This window comes from Microbacterium salitolerans (assembly GCF_019720895.1).
Taxonomy (GTDB): domain Bacteria; phylum Actinomycetota; class Actinomycetes; order Actinomycetales; family Microbacteriaceae; genus Microbacterium.
The window spans coordinates 169,943-184,843 of record NZ_JAHKSH010000006.1 but is presented as its reverse complement, the minus strand read 5'-3'; the positions used below and the strand labels follow the sequence as shown (position 1 = coordinate 184,843).

The following is a 14,901-nucleotide window of genomic DNA, read 5'->3' as shown; positions in this document are numbered from 1 at the left end:
CCCCATGTCAACGACGACAGGAGAACGATGAGAACTCGCACACGACGCGTCGCGCGCCGCACGGCCGCGCTGATCGCCGCGGGAGGACTGGTGGCGACCGGCATCGGGCTGCCCACGGCGGCATCGGCCGACGAGCCGGCGCCCCTGCTCCACTATCCGCTCGACGAGAGCGAGGGCGCCGTCGCGCACGACGTCTCGGGCAACGGCCTCGACGGCGAGATCCGCGGAGGCGCGGATCATCTCGGTGCCGAGGGGATCCGGCTCGACGGCGTCGACGACGACGTCAAGCTGCCCGACGACATCATGGCGGGGCTCGACGAGATCACCGTCAGCATGGACGTGCTCGTCGCGCCCGAGCAGCGCACTCCCTACTTCCTGTTGGGTCTCGGCAATCCCGTGTCGGGGTCCGCCGGCGACGGATACCTCTTCCTCACCGGCGATGCCTTCCGCGGCGCCCTCACGCTCGGCAACTGGTCGGGCGAGCAGAACGTCACCACGGGCGAGAGCCTCGAGCGCGGCGTCTGGAAGACGGTCACCTACACAGTCGACGGCGCCGCGGGTGCGTCGCGACTCTTCCTCGACGGCGACCTCGTCGCCGAGAACCTCGAGACCACGATCGCGCCGGGAGAGATCGGCGCCGGTTCGACGACGTCGAACCACATCGGGCGGTCGAACTACGGCTCCGACGCGCTGCTGGAGGGGCAGGTGCGCGACTTCCGCATCTACGACACCGCGCTGTCCGCCGAGCAGGTCGCCGACTTCGGGCCCAGCGACGCCGAGCGCGTCGAGAGCGATGCCGCGGCGCTGACGCTCGGCGACACGTCGTCCGTCACGGACGACCTCGCGCTGCCCGCCGAGGGCGACAGCGGGACGACGATCGAATGGAGCTCATCCGACGCCGACGTCGTCGCGGACGATGGATCCGTCACCCGCCCGGACGCGGGCGACGGCGACGCGACCGTCGACCTCATGGCGTCCGTCTCCCGCGGCGAAGCGAGCGTCGAGCGCACCTTCGAAGTGACGGTGCTCGACGAGCTCACGCGTCAGGAGGAGGTCGACCGCGCGGCGGACGAGCTCGAGGTCGTGAACGCCGATGACGTGCGCGGCAACGTCACGCTGCCCCGCACCGTCGACGGCGCGCCGAAGCAGCTGAACGTCCGCTGGAACTCGTCGGTGCCGAAGGTGATCTCGCCGAACGGCGACGTCACGCGACCCGACACCGACACGACTGTCGAACTGACGGCCAAGCTGACGTACCGCGGGGCGCATGCGACCCGCACCTTCACCGCGAACGTGCGGGAGGCCGCCGACATCGGCGAGTACGAGGGCTACATGTTCAGCTACTTCGAGAACAACTCGGTCGCCGGCGAGAACATCTTCTTCGCAGCGAGCGAGGGCAACGATGCGCTCAACTGGCAGGAGCTCAACGAGGGTGAAGCCGTGCTCAGCTCCGACGAGGGCGAGAAGGGGCTGCGGGATCCGTTCCTCATCCGCTCGCCCGAGGGCGACACGTTCTACCTCATCGCGACGGACCTCTCGATCGGCCGCAACGGCGACTGGGATCGCGCGCAGCGCCAGGGGAGCCAGCACATCGAGGTGTGGGAGTCGACCGACCTCGTGAACTGGTCGGAACAGCGTCACGTGAAGGTCGCGCCCGACAACGCCGGCAACACCTGGGCGCCCGAGGCCTACTACGACGACGAGATCGGCGCGTACGTCGTGTTCTGGGCGTCGAAGCTGTACGCCGAGGACGACCCGGATCATACGGGCTCCTCGCATAACCGCATGATGTACGCCACGACGCGCGACTTCGTGAACTTCACGGATCCGGTTGTCTGGCAGGACCCGGGCATGAGCCGCATCGACACGACCGTGCTCAAGGAGGGCGACACCTACTACCGGTTCACGAAGGACGAGGGGGCGGGCGGCACGGGCTGCTCGGACATCATCCAGGAGTCGTCGACGAGCCTGCGCGCGCTCGACGACGCGTGGGAGATGCAGGCCTCGTGCATCGGCCGCGACGCCGGAACGAGCGCGGTCGAGGGACCGACGATCTTCAAAGCGAACCCCGACGACGTCAACGGCGAGAAGTTCTACCTGTTCGTCGACGAGTACGGCGGGCGCAGCTACATCCCGCTCGAGACCGACGACCTCGACGCCCCCGACTGGCAGGTGTCAGCCGAGTACGACCTCCCCGGAGCTCCGCGACACGGCACCGTGATGCCCGTCACGGCGGACGAGCACCAGCGTCTCCTCGAGAGGTGGGGCGAGTGACCGATGACGGCACACGAGAAGAAGGAGGACGAGCGATGACGCTCATTCACAGCAGGAAAGCGAAGCGGGTCGCGTGGGCGGCAGCGGGAGGGGTCGTCGCGGCCATGCTCGCTGCGCCGCCGGCGCTCGCTGACACGGGAACCGACGAGGCGTCGACGGCGGAGCGGGTGGCCGAGGGGCAGCAGGAGCTGGCGTCGTACTTCTTCGCGTACTTCAACGGCGAGGGCGGTCCCGAAGGCGAGTCGGTGCGATTCGCGCTCAGCGAGGGATCCGATGCGCTCCAGTGGGGCGACCTCAACGACGGCGAGGCGGTGCTGCGCTCGACCGAGGGCACCCTCGGCGTGCGGGATCCGTTCATCATCCGCTCGCACGACGGCTCGACGTTCTACCTGCTCGCCACCGACCTCAACACCGACGGCGTCGACTTCGGCGAGGCCCAGCGCACGGGCAGCCGCCACCTCGAGATCTGGGAGTCCACCGACCTCGTCAACTGGTCGGAGCAGCGCCACGTCGAGGTGTCGACCGAGTTCGCCGGCAATACGTGGGCGCCCGAGGCGTTCTGGGATGAGAACACGGGACAGTACGTCGTGTTCTGGGCCTCGAACCTCTACGACACCGCAGAGCACGAGGGGCGCGATCAGCGCGACAACTACAACCGGATGATGTACGCCACGACGCAGGACTTCGTGGAGTTCAGCGAGCCGCAGGTGTGGATCGACTCGGAGCGTCGCGAGGGCGGGTTCGGCACGATCGACTCGTCGGTGCTGCAGGAGGGCGACACCTTCTATCGCTTCACGAAGGACGAGGGGACGATGACGATCTACCTCGAGAAGTCGAACGACCTGCTCGCGACGGTGGATCACGAGGGCATCGGGGAGCCGTTCACGGCGACGGACGTCGCCGGCGAGTGGAGCCTCATCACGCGCGACATCGGCGTGGGACAGGAGTACACGAACCCGACGGGGTCGACCTCGGTCTTCACCCAGGGGGAGGGGCCGACCGCGTTCCCCTCGCTCACGGATCCGGAGCAGTGGTACCTGTTCATCGACCAGCCGAGCTACCACGGCGGTGCCGGCTACGCGGCGATGACGACGACCGACCACGGCGAGACGTGGGACGTGCTCGACTCGAGCGGTCTGCCGGCATCACCGCGCCACGGCACGGTCATGCCCGTGACGCGCGAGGAGAACGACGTGCTGCTCGCCGAGTACCAGCCCGAGCGCCTCGTGACGGGCGTCGAGGAGATCTCGATCTCGGAGCGGCACGCGGACGACGTGGTGCTGCCCGACGAGGTCACGGCGACCATCGACGGCGAAGCTGTCTCGGTCGGCGTCACGTGGGAGGAGTACTCGCTCGACGGCGTCGGAAAGCGCGACGAGGTGACCGTTCTCGGCTGGCTCGATAACGGCTCGGCGACACCGGCGATCGCGACGATCGCGCTCGACGGCAAGCCCGGCAAGAACCCGGGCAAGCCGGGCAAGAAGCCGGATCACCCGGTGCACGACGAGCACCCCGGCAACCCCGACCGGCCGCGCGGCTGATCGCTGGGTGAGAGACGGCGCGGATCCTCCGGGATCCGCGCCGTTTCGCGCGCGAGAGGGTGTTCAATGGATCCGTGCCCGACGACCTGACCTTCACCGATGTGCCCGAGAGCTCGCGGTACGAGCTGCGACGCGGCGACGAGATCGTCAGCGTGCTCGACTACCGCGTGCACGGAGACACCGTCGCGTTCACGCGCGCCTTCACGAACCCCGTGCATCGCGGTCGGGGCTACGCGTCGGTCGTGACCGAGCGCGCCGTCGACGCGATCGCCGCTCGCGGCGGGCAGAAGGTCCTGCCGGTCTGCTGGTACGTCGCCGACTGGTTCGACGACCACCCCGGACGCGCGGAGCTGCTCGCCGCCGGCTGACGCGTGCACTCCTGAGGAGAAGCGCACTCCTGAGGACGCCGCGGGCCGGATCCGTCCTCGTTCCCGCACATCTCCTCAGGAACGTACTGGGTCGCCCCGGTTCCGCGCGGCGCGCTCGCCCCATACGCTCGCGGCATGGACGTCATTCTCATCGCCGGGTTCTGGCTGGATGGATCGTCGTGGCGGGGCCAGGTGCCCGCTCTCGAAGACGCGGGGCATCGCGTGCACACGCCCACGCTGCCGGGGTATGCGCCCGGAGACAGCACGGATGTCGGCCTCGCCGACCACGTGCGGGCCATCGTCGAGCTGATCGACGACATCGACGGATCCGTGGTGCTCGTGGGGCACTCCGGCGGCGGCGCGGTCGCGTGGGGCGCGACGGACGCGCGCCCCGACCGTGTCGCGCGCGTGATCGGCGTCGACGCGTTTCCGCCTCCCGCGGGATTCGCGATCAACGAGGATCTGCCCGAGGTCGACGGACTGGTGCCGTTCCCGGCCGACCGCGCGACCTACTTCGACGACGCCGAGTTCCAGGACTTCACCGACGACCAGCTCGGCGACTTCATCGCGCACGCGATCCCGGTACCGGCCCGCGTCGCGAAGGATCCGCTCGCGCTCTCCGACGAGGCGCGCTGGCACGTGCCGTTCACGATCATCGCGACGGCGTTTCCCGTGGCGATGATGGAGAAGCTGATCGAGGAGGGGCACCCGATGACGGCCGAGCTCATCGAGCTCGACGAGCTGGCGGTCATCGAGCTGCCGACGAGCCATTGGCCGCAGCTGACCCGGCCCGACGACCTCGCTCAGATCCTCGTCGATGAGGTCGCGCGCGTCGACGAATGAGCCGGCGTCATGCGCTCTCTTCGAACCACTCCATCTTGAGCTCGGCGGCGGGCCCGACGGGGTTGACGACGAGGCCGGCCATGCCGTCGTTCCTCGCCGACGCGACGACGCGGTCGAGCTTCGTGGGCTGCGCGACGGCGCCGGGCTCCCACGCCCAGAGCTCGGCGGGGCTGGTGAAGACGGCGTGCAGCGACTCTCCGTCGGGGCGCGTCGCGCTCGCGACGTTGTAACCGATGATGTCGCCCTCGTCGTCCTTGACGGGGATCCCGCCGATGTAGACGACGGCGTCCTTCATCATGCGCACGAACTCGTCGAGCTCGACGCCGCCGTCGACGATCGCGGCGGCGAGCTTCGTCGCCTCGCCGAGGTCGTCGCCGAATGCGCGCCGCACCTCGTCGTTGTACGCGATGAACGTGCCGTCGGTGCCCGCGTCGATGGCGATGCCGTCGTGGTGCTCCAGCGCCTGCAGCAGGGCGGCGGCCGCGGGCTGGGCCAGCGAGGTCGTCTTCTCGGCCTGCGAGAACGACTCGAGGCGCGGGTTGTCGGTGAAGGCGAGCAGGAGGTCCTTGCCCTCGCTGTCGTGCACCGACGTGACGACCAGCTTGTCGTTCTCTTGCATCGGGTTCTCGGGATCCGCGAACTCGGAGTGGCTGATGTCGAGCAGCAGCTGCCCGGCGGCGGTGCGACGCAGCACGTCGCTGTGGGCGCGCGGATCCTTCTGCTCGGCCCATGTGTCGAGGGCCTCCTGCACGCGGGCGTTCTCGACGATGTTCTTCGGCTGCTCAGGCGACGTCATGCCGCCACGGTACGTGGGGATCCGGCGCGATGCGAATGCGCTCTGTCGCCCTCGACGGCGCGGGAACAGCCTCGCCCTATGACGCGCGCTCGCCGCAGGTTCCTCGACATCCTGGGCCGCGCGCCCAACCCGCTGACGCTGCGCGCCGCCCACTCGGGCCGCGGGCCGTTCTCGCTCATCGAGCACGTCGGACGCACGTCAAGGCGCGTGTACGAGGTGCCGCTGATCCTCGCGCCCGTCGAGGGCGGATTCATCACCGAGCTCACCTACGGCACGAACGTCAACTGGCTGCGCAACATCGAGAAGGCAGGCGGGCGGATCCGGCCTAGGTATCGGGATTCAGCATCGCCTCGGCGCCCGCGCGGTGCATCGGATCGCCCGTGACGAGGGCGAAGAGCGCGTAGGGGATGGGGCTCGCGTCCCAGAGGCGGCGCGCCTGCGCGGCGAGGCCGGGCCAGGTGCGTCCTCCTGCCTCGACGTAGGCGTCGACCGTGACCTGCAGCATGGCATCGCCCGCCGCACCGATCTGGAACGAGAAGTCGCGGGCAGGGTCGTCGACGCGGGCGGTCGTCCAGTCGAGGACGCCGGTGATTCGGCCATCGTCGAGGAGAACGTGCGCCGGATAGATCTCGCCGTGCGACATCACGGTGTGCGCGGGCCAGCTGGCGTCGTCATCGATCCACGCGCGCCAGGCCTCATCGAGGCCGGGAGCGACCGCGAACTCGGCGCGCACGCGATCCATGTCGTCCTGCCACTGACGGCGCACATCGTCGGGCGAGCGCACCTCGACGCCCGCGGCCCGCGCCTGGTCGGGGCCGATGGAGTGGAGCGCGGCGAGCAGCTTCCCGAGGCGCGTCGCGTAATCGGGCGAGGCGGGATCCATGTGCCAGATCGGATCCGCGCCGTCGAGCGTGAGCCCCGGATGCCCGGGCAGCGCCGGGTAGGCGATCAGTTCCTGCGAGCGGATGCGCCAGTCAGGGACGGCGATGTCGAGCTCGGCGAGCGCGGGGCGCACGAGCTCGAGGATCCGCGCCTCCTTCTCGGCCTCCTGCGCGACGTCGGGGCGACGAGGGATCCGCAGCACCCAGGTGACGCCATCGGCGTCGTCGGCCATCACGACACGGAAGTCGAGCCCGGCCTCGTTGACGGAGACCGAATCGGGGTCGAGGGACAGATCATGCGCGGCGGCGAGGGCGATGGGGTCCATGGGACTCATCGTGTCAGGCACCGTGCCTCGGCCGACAGCGAATGGGCTGACGACCAGCATGAAATGGTCCTTGCCCTTGCGTAACCGCACGCTGAATCCGTTCACACGGGGGTCTCCTACACGAGAGAGGGGCACGTGGGTATGTCCCATGTCCGTGCAGCAGTCCGTTGTGATCCGTTCTTCGTTTGTCAGACGTTCGCCCTAGCGTGATGTCATGCGGATCCTGCACACCTCCGACTGGCACATCGGCCGGTCGTTTCACGGTCACTCCACGCTTGACGCGCTGCGTGGGGTTCTCGATGCCCTGGTCGGGCAGGTCGAGGAGCACGGCGTCGACGTGGTCGTGGTCGCGGGGGATGTGTTCGACTCTGCGACGCCCGCGGCCGACTGCTATCGGCTGCTGACCGACGTGCTCATGGGCATCCGCGATGCCGGCGCGCGCGTCGTCATCACGAGCGGAAACCACGATTCGGCGGCCCGGCTCGGGTTCCAGGCGCCCTTCCTCGGGCGCGCCGGCGTGCACGTCGTGACGGATCCGCTGGCCGTGGGCACGCCCATCACGCTCGACGACGCTCACGGCCCGGTGCACATCTACGGAATCCCGTACCTCGAGCCCGCGCTCGTGCGGCACCATTGGCCCGACCAGGCCCTGCGCACGCAGGAGCAGGTCATGCGCCACGCCATGTCGCTCGTCGACGCCGACCGATCCGCGCGCGGCGGGCGCTCCGTCGTCATGGCGCACTGCTTCGCGGCAGGCGTCGAACCGACCCCCGGTGTCGAACGCGAGATCCGGCAGGACCTGCGGCAGGGATCCCTCGACGTCGTGCCGCTCTCCGACTTCGACGGGCCCGACTACGTCGCCCTCGGGCACATCCACGGCCGCTCGCGCCTGTCGGAACGCGTTCGGTACGCAGGCGCGCCCCTGCACTACAGCTTCGGCGAGAGCGACAGACCACGCGGATCCTGGCTCGTCGACCTCGATGGCACCGGCCTCGCCTCCGTCGAGTGGCTCGATCTGCCCGTGCCGCGCCGCCTCGTCACCCTGCGCGGCACGCTCGACGACCTGCTGCACGACGATCGATTCGCGACGCACATCGACGACTGGGTGTGCGCGATCCTCACCGACGCCACGCCGCCGCACGAACCGATGCGCAAACTCAAGGCGCGGTTTCCTCACTGCGCGACGATCCAGCCCGACCCCGAACGGCGCAGCGACGCGTCGACGCGGACCTACCGCGACCGCGTCACTCGTGAGACGCCCGATCCGCAGATCGTCGACGACTTCCTCGACCTCGTGCGCGACGGCGAAGGGCCTACAGAACACGAGCGCGACCTCGTCGCCGAGGTGCTCTCCGCGCACGCCGGGGAGGCCGCACGATGAGGATCCACCGCATCGAGATCGAGGGGTTCGGTCCGTTCCGCTCGGCGCAGACGGTCGACCTCGACCACTACGCGTCCGACGGCATCTTCCTCATCGCCGGACGCACCGGAACGGGCAAATCGAGCATCCTCGACGCCGTCTGCTTCGCGCTCTACGGATCCACCCCGCGCTACGACGGCGGCGATCAGAGATACCGCAGCGACCACGCCGAACCCGGTGAACCCACGCAGGTCGCGGTCGAGTTCTCCGTCGACGGAACACGGTGGCGCGTCGAGCGCAGTCCCGAATACGAGCGACCCAAGATGCGCGGCACCGGCACGACCACCGCCCCAGCCAAGGTCGAGGTCTTCGAACAGGTCGACGGCGAATGGATCGGACGCGCCAGTCGAGCGGTCGAAGCCGGGCACCTGATCGGCGACGTGGTCGGCCTCAACCAGCAGCAGTTCCTGCAGGTGATCCTCCTCGCGCAGGGCCGCTTCGCTCGATTCCTCCTCGCGAAGAACGACGACCGCCAGAAGCTCCTCCGCACCCTCTTCGGCACACGCCGCTTCCAGGACTACGAAGCGGCGTTCGACGAACGCAAGAAGCAGCAGGCCGCCCGCGTCGGCTCCCGCGTCGAGACGCTGCGCGCGATCCTCGACCAGGCGCACGGCGATATCGCACGCGTGGAGGACGCGGGCGTCGCCGCGACCGACGACGAGTCGGCCCCCGCCGATCGTGAGCCCGCAGGGGAGCGCGGCGACGATGATGGGGCCGCGCCCACGGACGGTACGACCGTATCCGACGTGCCGGCCGACGAGACGAGCGAGAGCAGGCTTGCGCGCCTCGACGCCGCCGCCACACGCGCCGTCGAGCTCGCTGCCGCAGCCGACGACACCGAGCAGACCGCCCGCGCTCAGCGCACGTCGGCAGAGACCGCACGCGATCGCCAGCGCGAGACCCGAGACGCGCAGCGCCGCCGCGACACCGCACGCGAACAGCTCACGGCCCTCGACGCGCGCCGGACCGAGCTCGACGCCCAGCGTGCCGAGCTCGACGCCGCACGGCGCGCCGAGACCGTCGCGCACCTCCTCGACGCCGTCGCCCGCGCGGAAGACTCAGCCCGCGGTACGGCAGGCGTCATGAGCGAGGCGCGCCGCGCCTGGGGCGAAGCGCTGCGTGAGCACCGACGCGAGGGCGACGACGGCCCCGCGTCCGGCGCGACGGCGGCAGTCGGCGACGACGTCGACCTTCCCGCATTCGGCCGGGAACCCGACGCCCTCGACGCCTTCGATACCTTCGTCGACGCGACCAACACTCGCATCGGCACGTGGCAGATCGCGCGCGACATCGAGACCCTGCTCGAAGACGAGACCGCGCGCCTCGACCGCACGCGCCAGGACCTCGCCGCCTGCGCCGACGAGATCACCGCCCTCGCCGAGCGGCGGGCCGCTCTGCCCGAACGCATCGCGGCCAACCAGACGGCGATCGACGTCGCCGCCGAGCGCGCCGCGCGACGCGAGGCCGTCGAAGCGCACATCCATCAGCTCGAACAGCAGTTCGCGGCCCTCGGCGAAATCTCGCGCCTCGGCACCGAGTACGCGGCCGCACAGACGGCCGCCCAGGACGCGACCCGCGCGCGACGCGATGCCGAAGTCGCCCTCAGTGCGCTCCACGCCCGCCGCCTCGCGGGCTACGCCGGCGAGCTCGCCTCGCAGCTCACCCCCGGCGACGCCTGCGCGGTGTGCGGATCCACGACCCACCCCACGCTCGCCCCGCTCGCCGACGACCACGTCACGCCCGACGAGATCGACGACGCCGAGGCATCGCGCGCCGCGGCCGTCGCCGCCGACGAGAAGGCCTCCGCCGCGCGTCAGGCCGTGCAGGTCGACCTCCGCGCCGCAGAAGAGCGGGCCGGCGGCCGCACCGAGGTCGAGATCAGCGGCGACCTCCTCTCCGCACGCGACCGACTCGCCGACGCCGAGACCGCCGCGAAGGAGAAGGCCGAGCTCGAGCGCCAGCGTGACGCCCTCGCCGCCGACCGCGACGCCCTTGCCGACAAGACGACGCAGCTCGAGAGCGATCGCAGCACCCTCCGGGCGACGATCACCGCGGCCGAACGCGAGCTCGCCGAGCACCGCGCCGCCGTGCGTGCGGCCCGCGGATCCTTCGACTCCGTCGCCGCGCGCATCGGCGCCGCCCAGCGCCTCGCCTCCCGAGCCAGCACGCTCGTCGACGCGACCCGCGAATCCGTCCGGGCCGAGGCCGATCGCGAGGCGCGCGCGGCCGAACTCCAGACCGCCCTCGCCGACGCCGACTTCGCCAGCGGCGCCCTGGCCCGCGCCGCCCGACGCTCCTCCGAGACGCGCACCGAACTCGAGCGCGTCCTCGCCGATGCCGACGCGGCCCGCATCGCGGCCCAGGGCGCACTCGACGAGCTCGCGCCCCTCGACCTGCCCGACGAGCTCGTCGACCTCACCGTCCCCGAGCAGGCGCTCGCCGCCACCCAGCAGGCGTACGACGACGCCGTCGACGCGCGAAGCGCCGCCCGTCGCGTGTCCGACGCGCTCCGCGGCGCCGCGGAGCGCGCGACGGCCGCCCATGCCGAGGTCGCCGAGGCCGCGCGCGAAGCCGAGGCCACCGCGCGCCTCGCCGATGCCATCGCGGGCCGAGCACACAACACGAAGCGCATGAACCTCGAGACGTTCGTGCTCGCGGCGGAGCTCGAAGAGATCGTCGAGGCCGCCAACGCGCGCCTCGCCGACATGTCGAACGAGCGCTACGCCCTCCAGCACACCGACGCGCTCGCGCGTCGCGGCGCCGCGTCGGGGCTGGGCATCGAGGTCATGGACCGCTACACCGGTCAGGCCCGCCCGCCGCACTCCCTCTCCGGCGGCGAGACCTTCCTCGCCTCTCTGGCTCTCGCGCTCGGCCTCGCCGAGGTCGTCACCGGGCGCGCGGGCGGGATCCACCTCGATACGCTCTTCATCGACGAAGGCTTCGGTTCTCTCGACGGCGAGACTCTCGACGTGGCGATGCGGACGCTCGACGAACTCCGCCAGGGCGGGCGCACCATCGGCGTCATCAGCCACGTCGAGACGATGAAAGAGCAGATCCCCGCTCAGCTCCGCGTCACACAGCAGCCGCAGGGCTGGAGCACCGTCCACCAGTCATGAAACTGCGACAAGATAGACACATGAACAAGAACACGATCTGGACCATTCTCGGCGTCATCGTCGCGGTCGTCATCGCCTTCTGGCTCGTGAACGTCCTCTTCTCCGTCATCTGGTTCGCGTTCAAGCTCGCCATCGTCGCAGTCGTCGCCCTCATCGTCTTCCTCGTCCTGCGCTCGATCTTCCGGTCCCGGGAATCCTGACCGGCGGATCCCGCTCGCACGGACCCGCGACGCGCGACTCCGCGAAACATGCGCCGCGTACCCTGACGGCATGAACTTCCCGCCGCTCGCGACCTCGTTCACCCTCGCCCTGCCCGCCTGGCTGAACGACGAGCTCGCCGACCTCCCCGACGTGATCCCGTCCCTGGACGACCGCGTCGCCCTCGTCAACCGCCTCGCCGATCGCAACTGGCGCGAGGGCAACGGCGGCCCCTTCGCCGCACTCGTCGCCGAGCGCGAGACCGGACGCATCGTCTCCGTCGGCGTCAACGTCGTGCTCGCCGCCAACGTGTCGTCGGGTCACGCCGAGGTCACCGCTCTCGGCACCGCCCAGGCGCGCCTCAGCACGTGGGATCTCGGCGGGGCGGGGCTTCCCGATCATGAGCTCGTCGTCAACTGGCGTCCCTGCGTGCAGTGCTACGGCGCCGCCATGTGGTCGGGCATCACCTCGCTCGTCCTCGCGGGCCACGGACCCGAGTGCGAAGAACTCACGACCTTCGACGAGGGGCCCATGATCGAGACATGGGTCGAGGCGTTCGAGGAGCGCGGCATCGCCGTCACCCTCGACGTCGCGAAGGCCGACGCCGTGCGCGTCTTCCAGCACTACCGCGACGCGGTCGACGCCGGCGACACCGTCGTCTACAACGCCCGCCAGGCCTGACGACCGCGCACGAACGGCGTCACGCCAGCCGGTACCCCGCGCCGCGCACCGTCTCGATGCGGTCGGCGCCCAGCTTCTGGCGCAGATACCCGATGTACACGTCGGCGACGTTGGATCCGGGATCGAAGTCGTACCCCCACACGCGGCTCAGCAGCTGCTCGCGACTGAGCACCATGCCCGCGTGACGAATGAGCTCCTCCGTCAGGGCGAACTCGCGCGCCGACAGCTCGATGCTCTCGCCCCCGTCGATCATCACGCGACGCGTGCGCACATCGAGCGACAGATCGCGGTGCCGCAGCTCCGTGCTCGTCGGGCTCTCGTCGGTCTTGCGCATGCGCAGACGGATCCGCGCGAGCAGCTCGTCGAACCGGAACGGCTTGCCGAGGTAGTCGTCGGCGCCGCCCTCGAGCCCGGCGACGGTGTCGTTCAGGTCGGTGCGCGCCGTCAGCATGATGATCGGCATGCGGGAGCCCTGACCGCGCAGCTGCTCGAGCACGTCGAAGCCGCTCATGCCCGGCATGTTCACGTCGAGCACGAGGAGGTCGAACTCGTCGGTCTGGGCGAGGGCGAGGGCCTCGGTGCCCGTCCCGGCGACGCGCGTCGCGAAACCAGCCGCCTTGAGTCCCTTCTCGATGAATCCGGCGATGCGCGCCTCGTCATCGGCGATGAGAATCGAAGCCACGTGTCACTCCTCGGTGCGGTCGGTGGTGCGTGAAGGATCCGGGACGAGGGGGATCGGCGCCGTCGGAACCTGTCCGCCCGGCCCTGGGAGAGGCGGTCGTGGCGGCACGACGATCGTATCGACTGCACCTGTCGGAGTGAGCGGCTCGCGCGGCGCCGGGTCGGAACGCGGGGCGTCGTCGACGGGCGCGTACGACACCGACGACGTCGTGGTCGCCTCGTCGAGCGGGATCGACACGATGAAGACCGAGCCGGGCCCGTCCGTCGCGTCGATGACGCGCGCGGATCCCTCATGGGCGCGCGCGATCATCTGCACGATGTTGAGCCCCAGTCCGCTGCCGCCGTCACGTGGGGCGCCCGACGAGGATCCGCGCTGGAACCGGTCGAAGATCGCCTGCTTCGAATCGTCCGGGACACCGGGTCCGTAGTCGCGCACCCAGATCTCGAGGTGCGAGCCGGAGAGATTGCTGCCGATCACGAGCTGGCCGCCACCGTGGGTGACGCCGTTCTGAGCGAGCTGCAGGACCGCCTGCGTGATGCGCGCCGGGTCGAGCTCGGCAACGAGCGCCACGCACGGTCCGGGGGAGACATCGGCGCCCGCGATCGCCTGCGTCTTGCGCACGACCTGCTCCATGAGGTCGCCGACGTCGACTGCGACGCGCTGCAGAGGCGACGGGCCGTGGAGCGACGCCGCCTCCGACAGGTTCTGCACGAGCGCGTTCATACGATCGAGCTCGTCCATCGTGAGCTCCTGGGTGTCGCGCACGTCCTGCGGATCCTCTGGATCCATCAGCTCGAGATGGCCGCGCACGATCGTGATCGGCGTGCGCAGCTCGTGGCGGACATCGCTGAGCAGCTGCTTCTGCGATTCGAGCGAGGTGTCGAGGCGGTCGAGCATGTCGTTCATCGTGCGCGCCAGCTGCGAGACGTCGTCGTGGCCGTCGATCGGCAGGCGCTCCTTCAGCGATTGCGCGGAGACGCGCTCGGCCGTCTGCCGCATGAGGCGCAGAGGGCGAAGCAGACGCCCGGCGACGATGAACGAGATCGCGCCGACCGCGACCAGCACGACACCCGACACGATGAGGTACCAGCCCCCGGCGTCGTTGATCTCGGCGAGCTCGGCATCGACGTCGAATGCCATGACGAACAGCGCCGACTCGGGCGGCGGAGAGTCGGGGACCTCGATCGGCACGGCCATGTACCGCCAGAGCACGCCCTCCTCGGCGTAGGTGGCGCCGATCACCGCGCCCGCCTGGTCGGTGACCGAGACGACGTGGTCGACGAAGCCGGGCGCATCGTTCACGAGGTCCACGTCCAGCGGTACGCCGGGCACCCTCTGGGCCTGTCCGTCCCAGATGCCGACGGAGCCGGTGTTGTCGTCCGGGCTCAGCCGCTGCACGACGGCGTCGAGGGCGGCCTCCGATGAGGGCCATGGTTCGCCGCCCACCCCGTCCTCGACGACGAAGCGCGCCGAGTTCAGATTGTCTTTCAGCCGCAGATCGATCTCGGTGAGCTTGCGCTCGCGCTCGACGATGTACACCGTCACGCCGACGGCGAGCAGTCCGAGAGCGACCGAGATGACGATCGCGACGACGAGTCGCACGCGCACCGAGATCACGGGCATGCGCCGTCGCCGCGGCGTCTCCTCGGTGGTCGGACTCACACGATCCAGTATCGTCGTCGGACCTGCAGCGCGTGCGCCGATAAGACCGTTCTCATACTCGCTTGGCGACGGCATTACGGGCATCGTGTGAAGTGGTGGTCATCGCGGGAACC

13 protein-coding genes are annotated in these 14,901 nt (G+C 70.1%); 9 read left to right on the top strand and 4 right to left on the bottom strand.

What is annotated here, in order from left to right; genetic code table 11:
• Positions 1-27 precede the first annotated feature (27 nt).
• From KOL93_RS14920 to KOL93_RS14905, 4 genes are all read left to right on the top strand, one after another.
• Positions 28-2,274 (top strand): immunoglobulin-like domain-containing protein, encoded by a 2,247-nt coding sequence (locus KOL93_RS14920; protein ID WP_221586191.1) that lies wholly within the window; start codon positions 28-30, stop codon positions 2,272-2,274.
• 35 nt (positions 2,275-2,309) lie between these two features.
• The gene (locus KOL93_RS14915; RefSeq protein ID WP_221586190.1) at positions 2,310-3,815 is read left to right on the top strand and encodes a glycoside hydrolase family 43 protein; all 1,506 of its coding nucleotides are present in this window, start codon (positions 2,310-2,312) and stop codon (positions 3,813-3,815) included.
• Between the two features lie 74 nt (positions 3,816-3,889).
• Positions 3,890-4,183, top strand: coding sequence for a GNAT family N-acetyltransferase (locus KOL93_RS14910; RefSeq protein ID WP_221586189.1), 294 nt, complete (start codon positions 3,890-3,892; stop codon positions 4,181-4,183).
• 135 nt (positions 4,184-4,318) lie between these two features.
• Complete coding sequence (locus KOL93_RS14905) at positions 4,319-5,026, top strand: alpha/beta fold hydrolase (RefSeq protein ID WP_221586188.1); 708 nt, start codon at positions 4,319-4,321, stop codon at positions 5,024-5,026.
• A gap of 7 nt (positions 5,027-5,033) precedes the next feature.
• Here KOL93_RS14905 and KOL93_RS14900 read toward each other — a convergent pair whose 3' ends face one another.
• Complete coding sequence (locus tag KOL93_RS14900) at positions 5,034-5,822, bottom strand: SseB family protein (protein ID WP_221586187.1); 789 nt, start codon at positions 5,820-5,822, stop codon at positions 5,034-5,036.
• A gap of 78 nt (positions 5,823-5,900) precedes the next feature.
• Here KOL93_RS14900 and KOL93_RS14895 point away from each other — a divergent pair, with 78 nt between their 5' ends.
• Positions 5,901-6,206 carry a hypothetical protein gene (locus KOL93_RS14895; protein WP_221586186.1) on the top strand — a complete coding sequence of 102 codons (306 nt, stop codon included), beginning with the start codon at positions 5,901-5,903 and terminating at the stop codon, positions 6,204-6,206.
• Here the strand turns inward: KOL93_RS14895 and KOL93_RS14890 are convergent.
• A complete protein-coding gene (locus tag KOL93_RS14890; RefSeq protein ID WP_308291655.1) occupies positions 6,148-7,029 on the bottom strand; it encodes a macrolide 2'-phosphotransferase in 882 nt (293 codons plus the stop codon). The genes KOL93_RS14895 and KOL93_RS14890 overlap by 59 nt on opposite strands.
• A 214-nt stretch (positions 7,030-7,243) precedes the next feature.
• Here KOL93_RS14890 and KOL93_RS14885 point away from each other — a divergent pair, with 214 nt between their 5' ends.
• The 4 genes from KOL93_RS14885 (at position 7,244) to KOL93_RS14870 (ending at position 12,444) form a co-directional block, all read left to right on the top strand.
• Positions 7,244-8,410 carry an exonuclease SbcCD subunit D gene (locus KOL93_RS14885; protein WP_221586185.1) on the top strand — a complete coding sequence of 389 codons (1,167 nt, stop codon included), beginning with the start codon at positions 7,244-7,246 and terminating at the stop codon, positions 8,408-8,410.
• Complete coding sequence (locus tag KOL93_RS14880) at positions 8,407-11,565, top strand: AAA family ATPase (RefSeq protein WP_221586184.1); 3,159 nt, start codon at positions 8,407-8,409, stop codon at positions 11,563-11,565. Before KOL93_RS14885 ends, KOL93_RS14880 begins: the two co-directional genes overlap by 4 nt.
• Positions 11,566-11,585: 20 nt before the next feature.
• Entirely contained in the window at positions 11,586-11,765 is a 180-nt protein-coding gene (locus KOL93_RS14875) for a hypothetical protein (RefSeq protein ID WP_221586183.1), read from the top strand.
• 70 nt (positions 11,766-11,835) lie between these two features.
• On the top strand, positions 11,836-12,444 hold the full coding sequence (locus tag KOL93_RS14870) for a tRNA-specific adenosine deaminase (protein ID WP_221586182.1): 609 nt from the start codon (positions 11,836-11,838) through the stop codon (positions 12,442-12,444).
• 19 nt (positions 12,445-12,463) lie between these two features.
• On the opposite strand, the gene KOL93_RS14865 is transcribed toward KOL93_RS14870, so the two are convergent.
• Together KOL93_RS14865 and KOL93_RS14860 are read right to left on the bottom strand one after the other, a co-directional pair.
• Entirely contained in the window at positions 12,464-13,126 is a 663-nt protein-coding gene (locus KOL93_RS14865; RefSeq protein ID WP_221586181.1) for a response regulator transcription factor, read from the bottom strand.
• 3 nt (positions 13,127-13,129) lie between these two features.
• Entirely contained in the window at positions 13,130-14,788 is a 1,659-nt protein-coding gene (locus KOL93_RS14860) for a sensor histidine kinase (RefSeq protein ID WP_221586180.1), read from the bottom strand.
• Positions 14,789-14,901: the final 113 nt, after the last annotated feature.

Coding starts and splice junctions, on each gene's coding strand:
- KOL93_RS14920 (WP_221586191.1), top strand. CDS start 28: ATGAGAACTCGCACACGACGCGTCGCGCGCCGCACGGCCGCGCTGATC.
- KOL93_RS14915 (WP_221586190.1), top strand. CDS start 2,310: ATGACGCTCATTCACAGCAGGAAAGCGAAGCGGGTCGCGTGGGCGGCA.
- KOL93_RS14905 (WP_221586188.1), top strand. CDS start 4,319: ATGGACGTCATTCTCATCGCCGGGTTCTGGCTGGATGGATCGTCGTGG.
- KOL93_RS14900 (WP_221586187.1), bottom strand. CDS start 5,822: ATGACGTCGCCTGAGCAGCCGAAGAACATCGTCGAGAACGCCCGCGTG.
- KOL93_RS14895 (WP_221586186.1), top strand. CDS start 5,901: ATGACGCGCGCTCGCCGCAGGTTCCTCGACATCCTGGGCCGCGCGCCC.
- KOL93_RS14890 (WP_308291655.1), bottom strand. CDS start 7,029: ATGGACCCCATCGCCCTCGCCGCCGCGCATGATCTGTCCCTCGACCCC.
- KOL93_RS14885 (WP_221586185.1), top strand. CDS start 7,244: ATGCGGATCCTGCACACCTCCGACTGGCACATCGGCCGGTCGTTTCAC.
- KOL93_RS14880 (WP_221586184.1), top strand. CDS start 8,407: ATGAGGATCCACCGCATCGAGATCGAGGGGTTCGGTCCGTTCCGCTCG.
- KOL93_RS14875 (WP_221586183.1), top strand. CDS start 11,586: ATGAACAAGAACACGATCTGGACCATTCTCGGCGTCATCGTCGCGGTC.
- KOL93_RS14870 (WP_221586182.1), top strand. CDS start 11,836: ATGAACTTCCCGCCGCTCGCGACCTCGTTCACCCTCGCCCTGCCCGCC.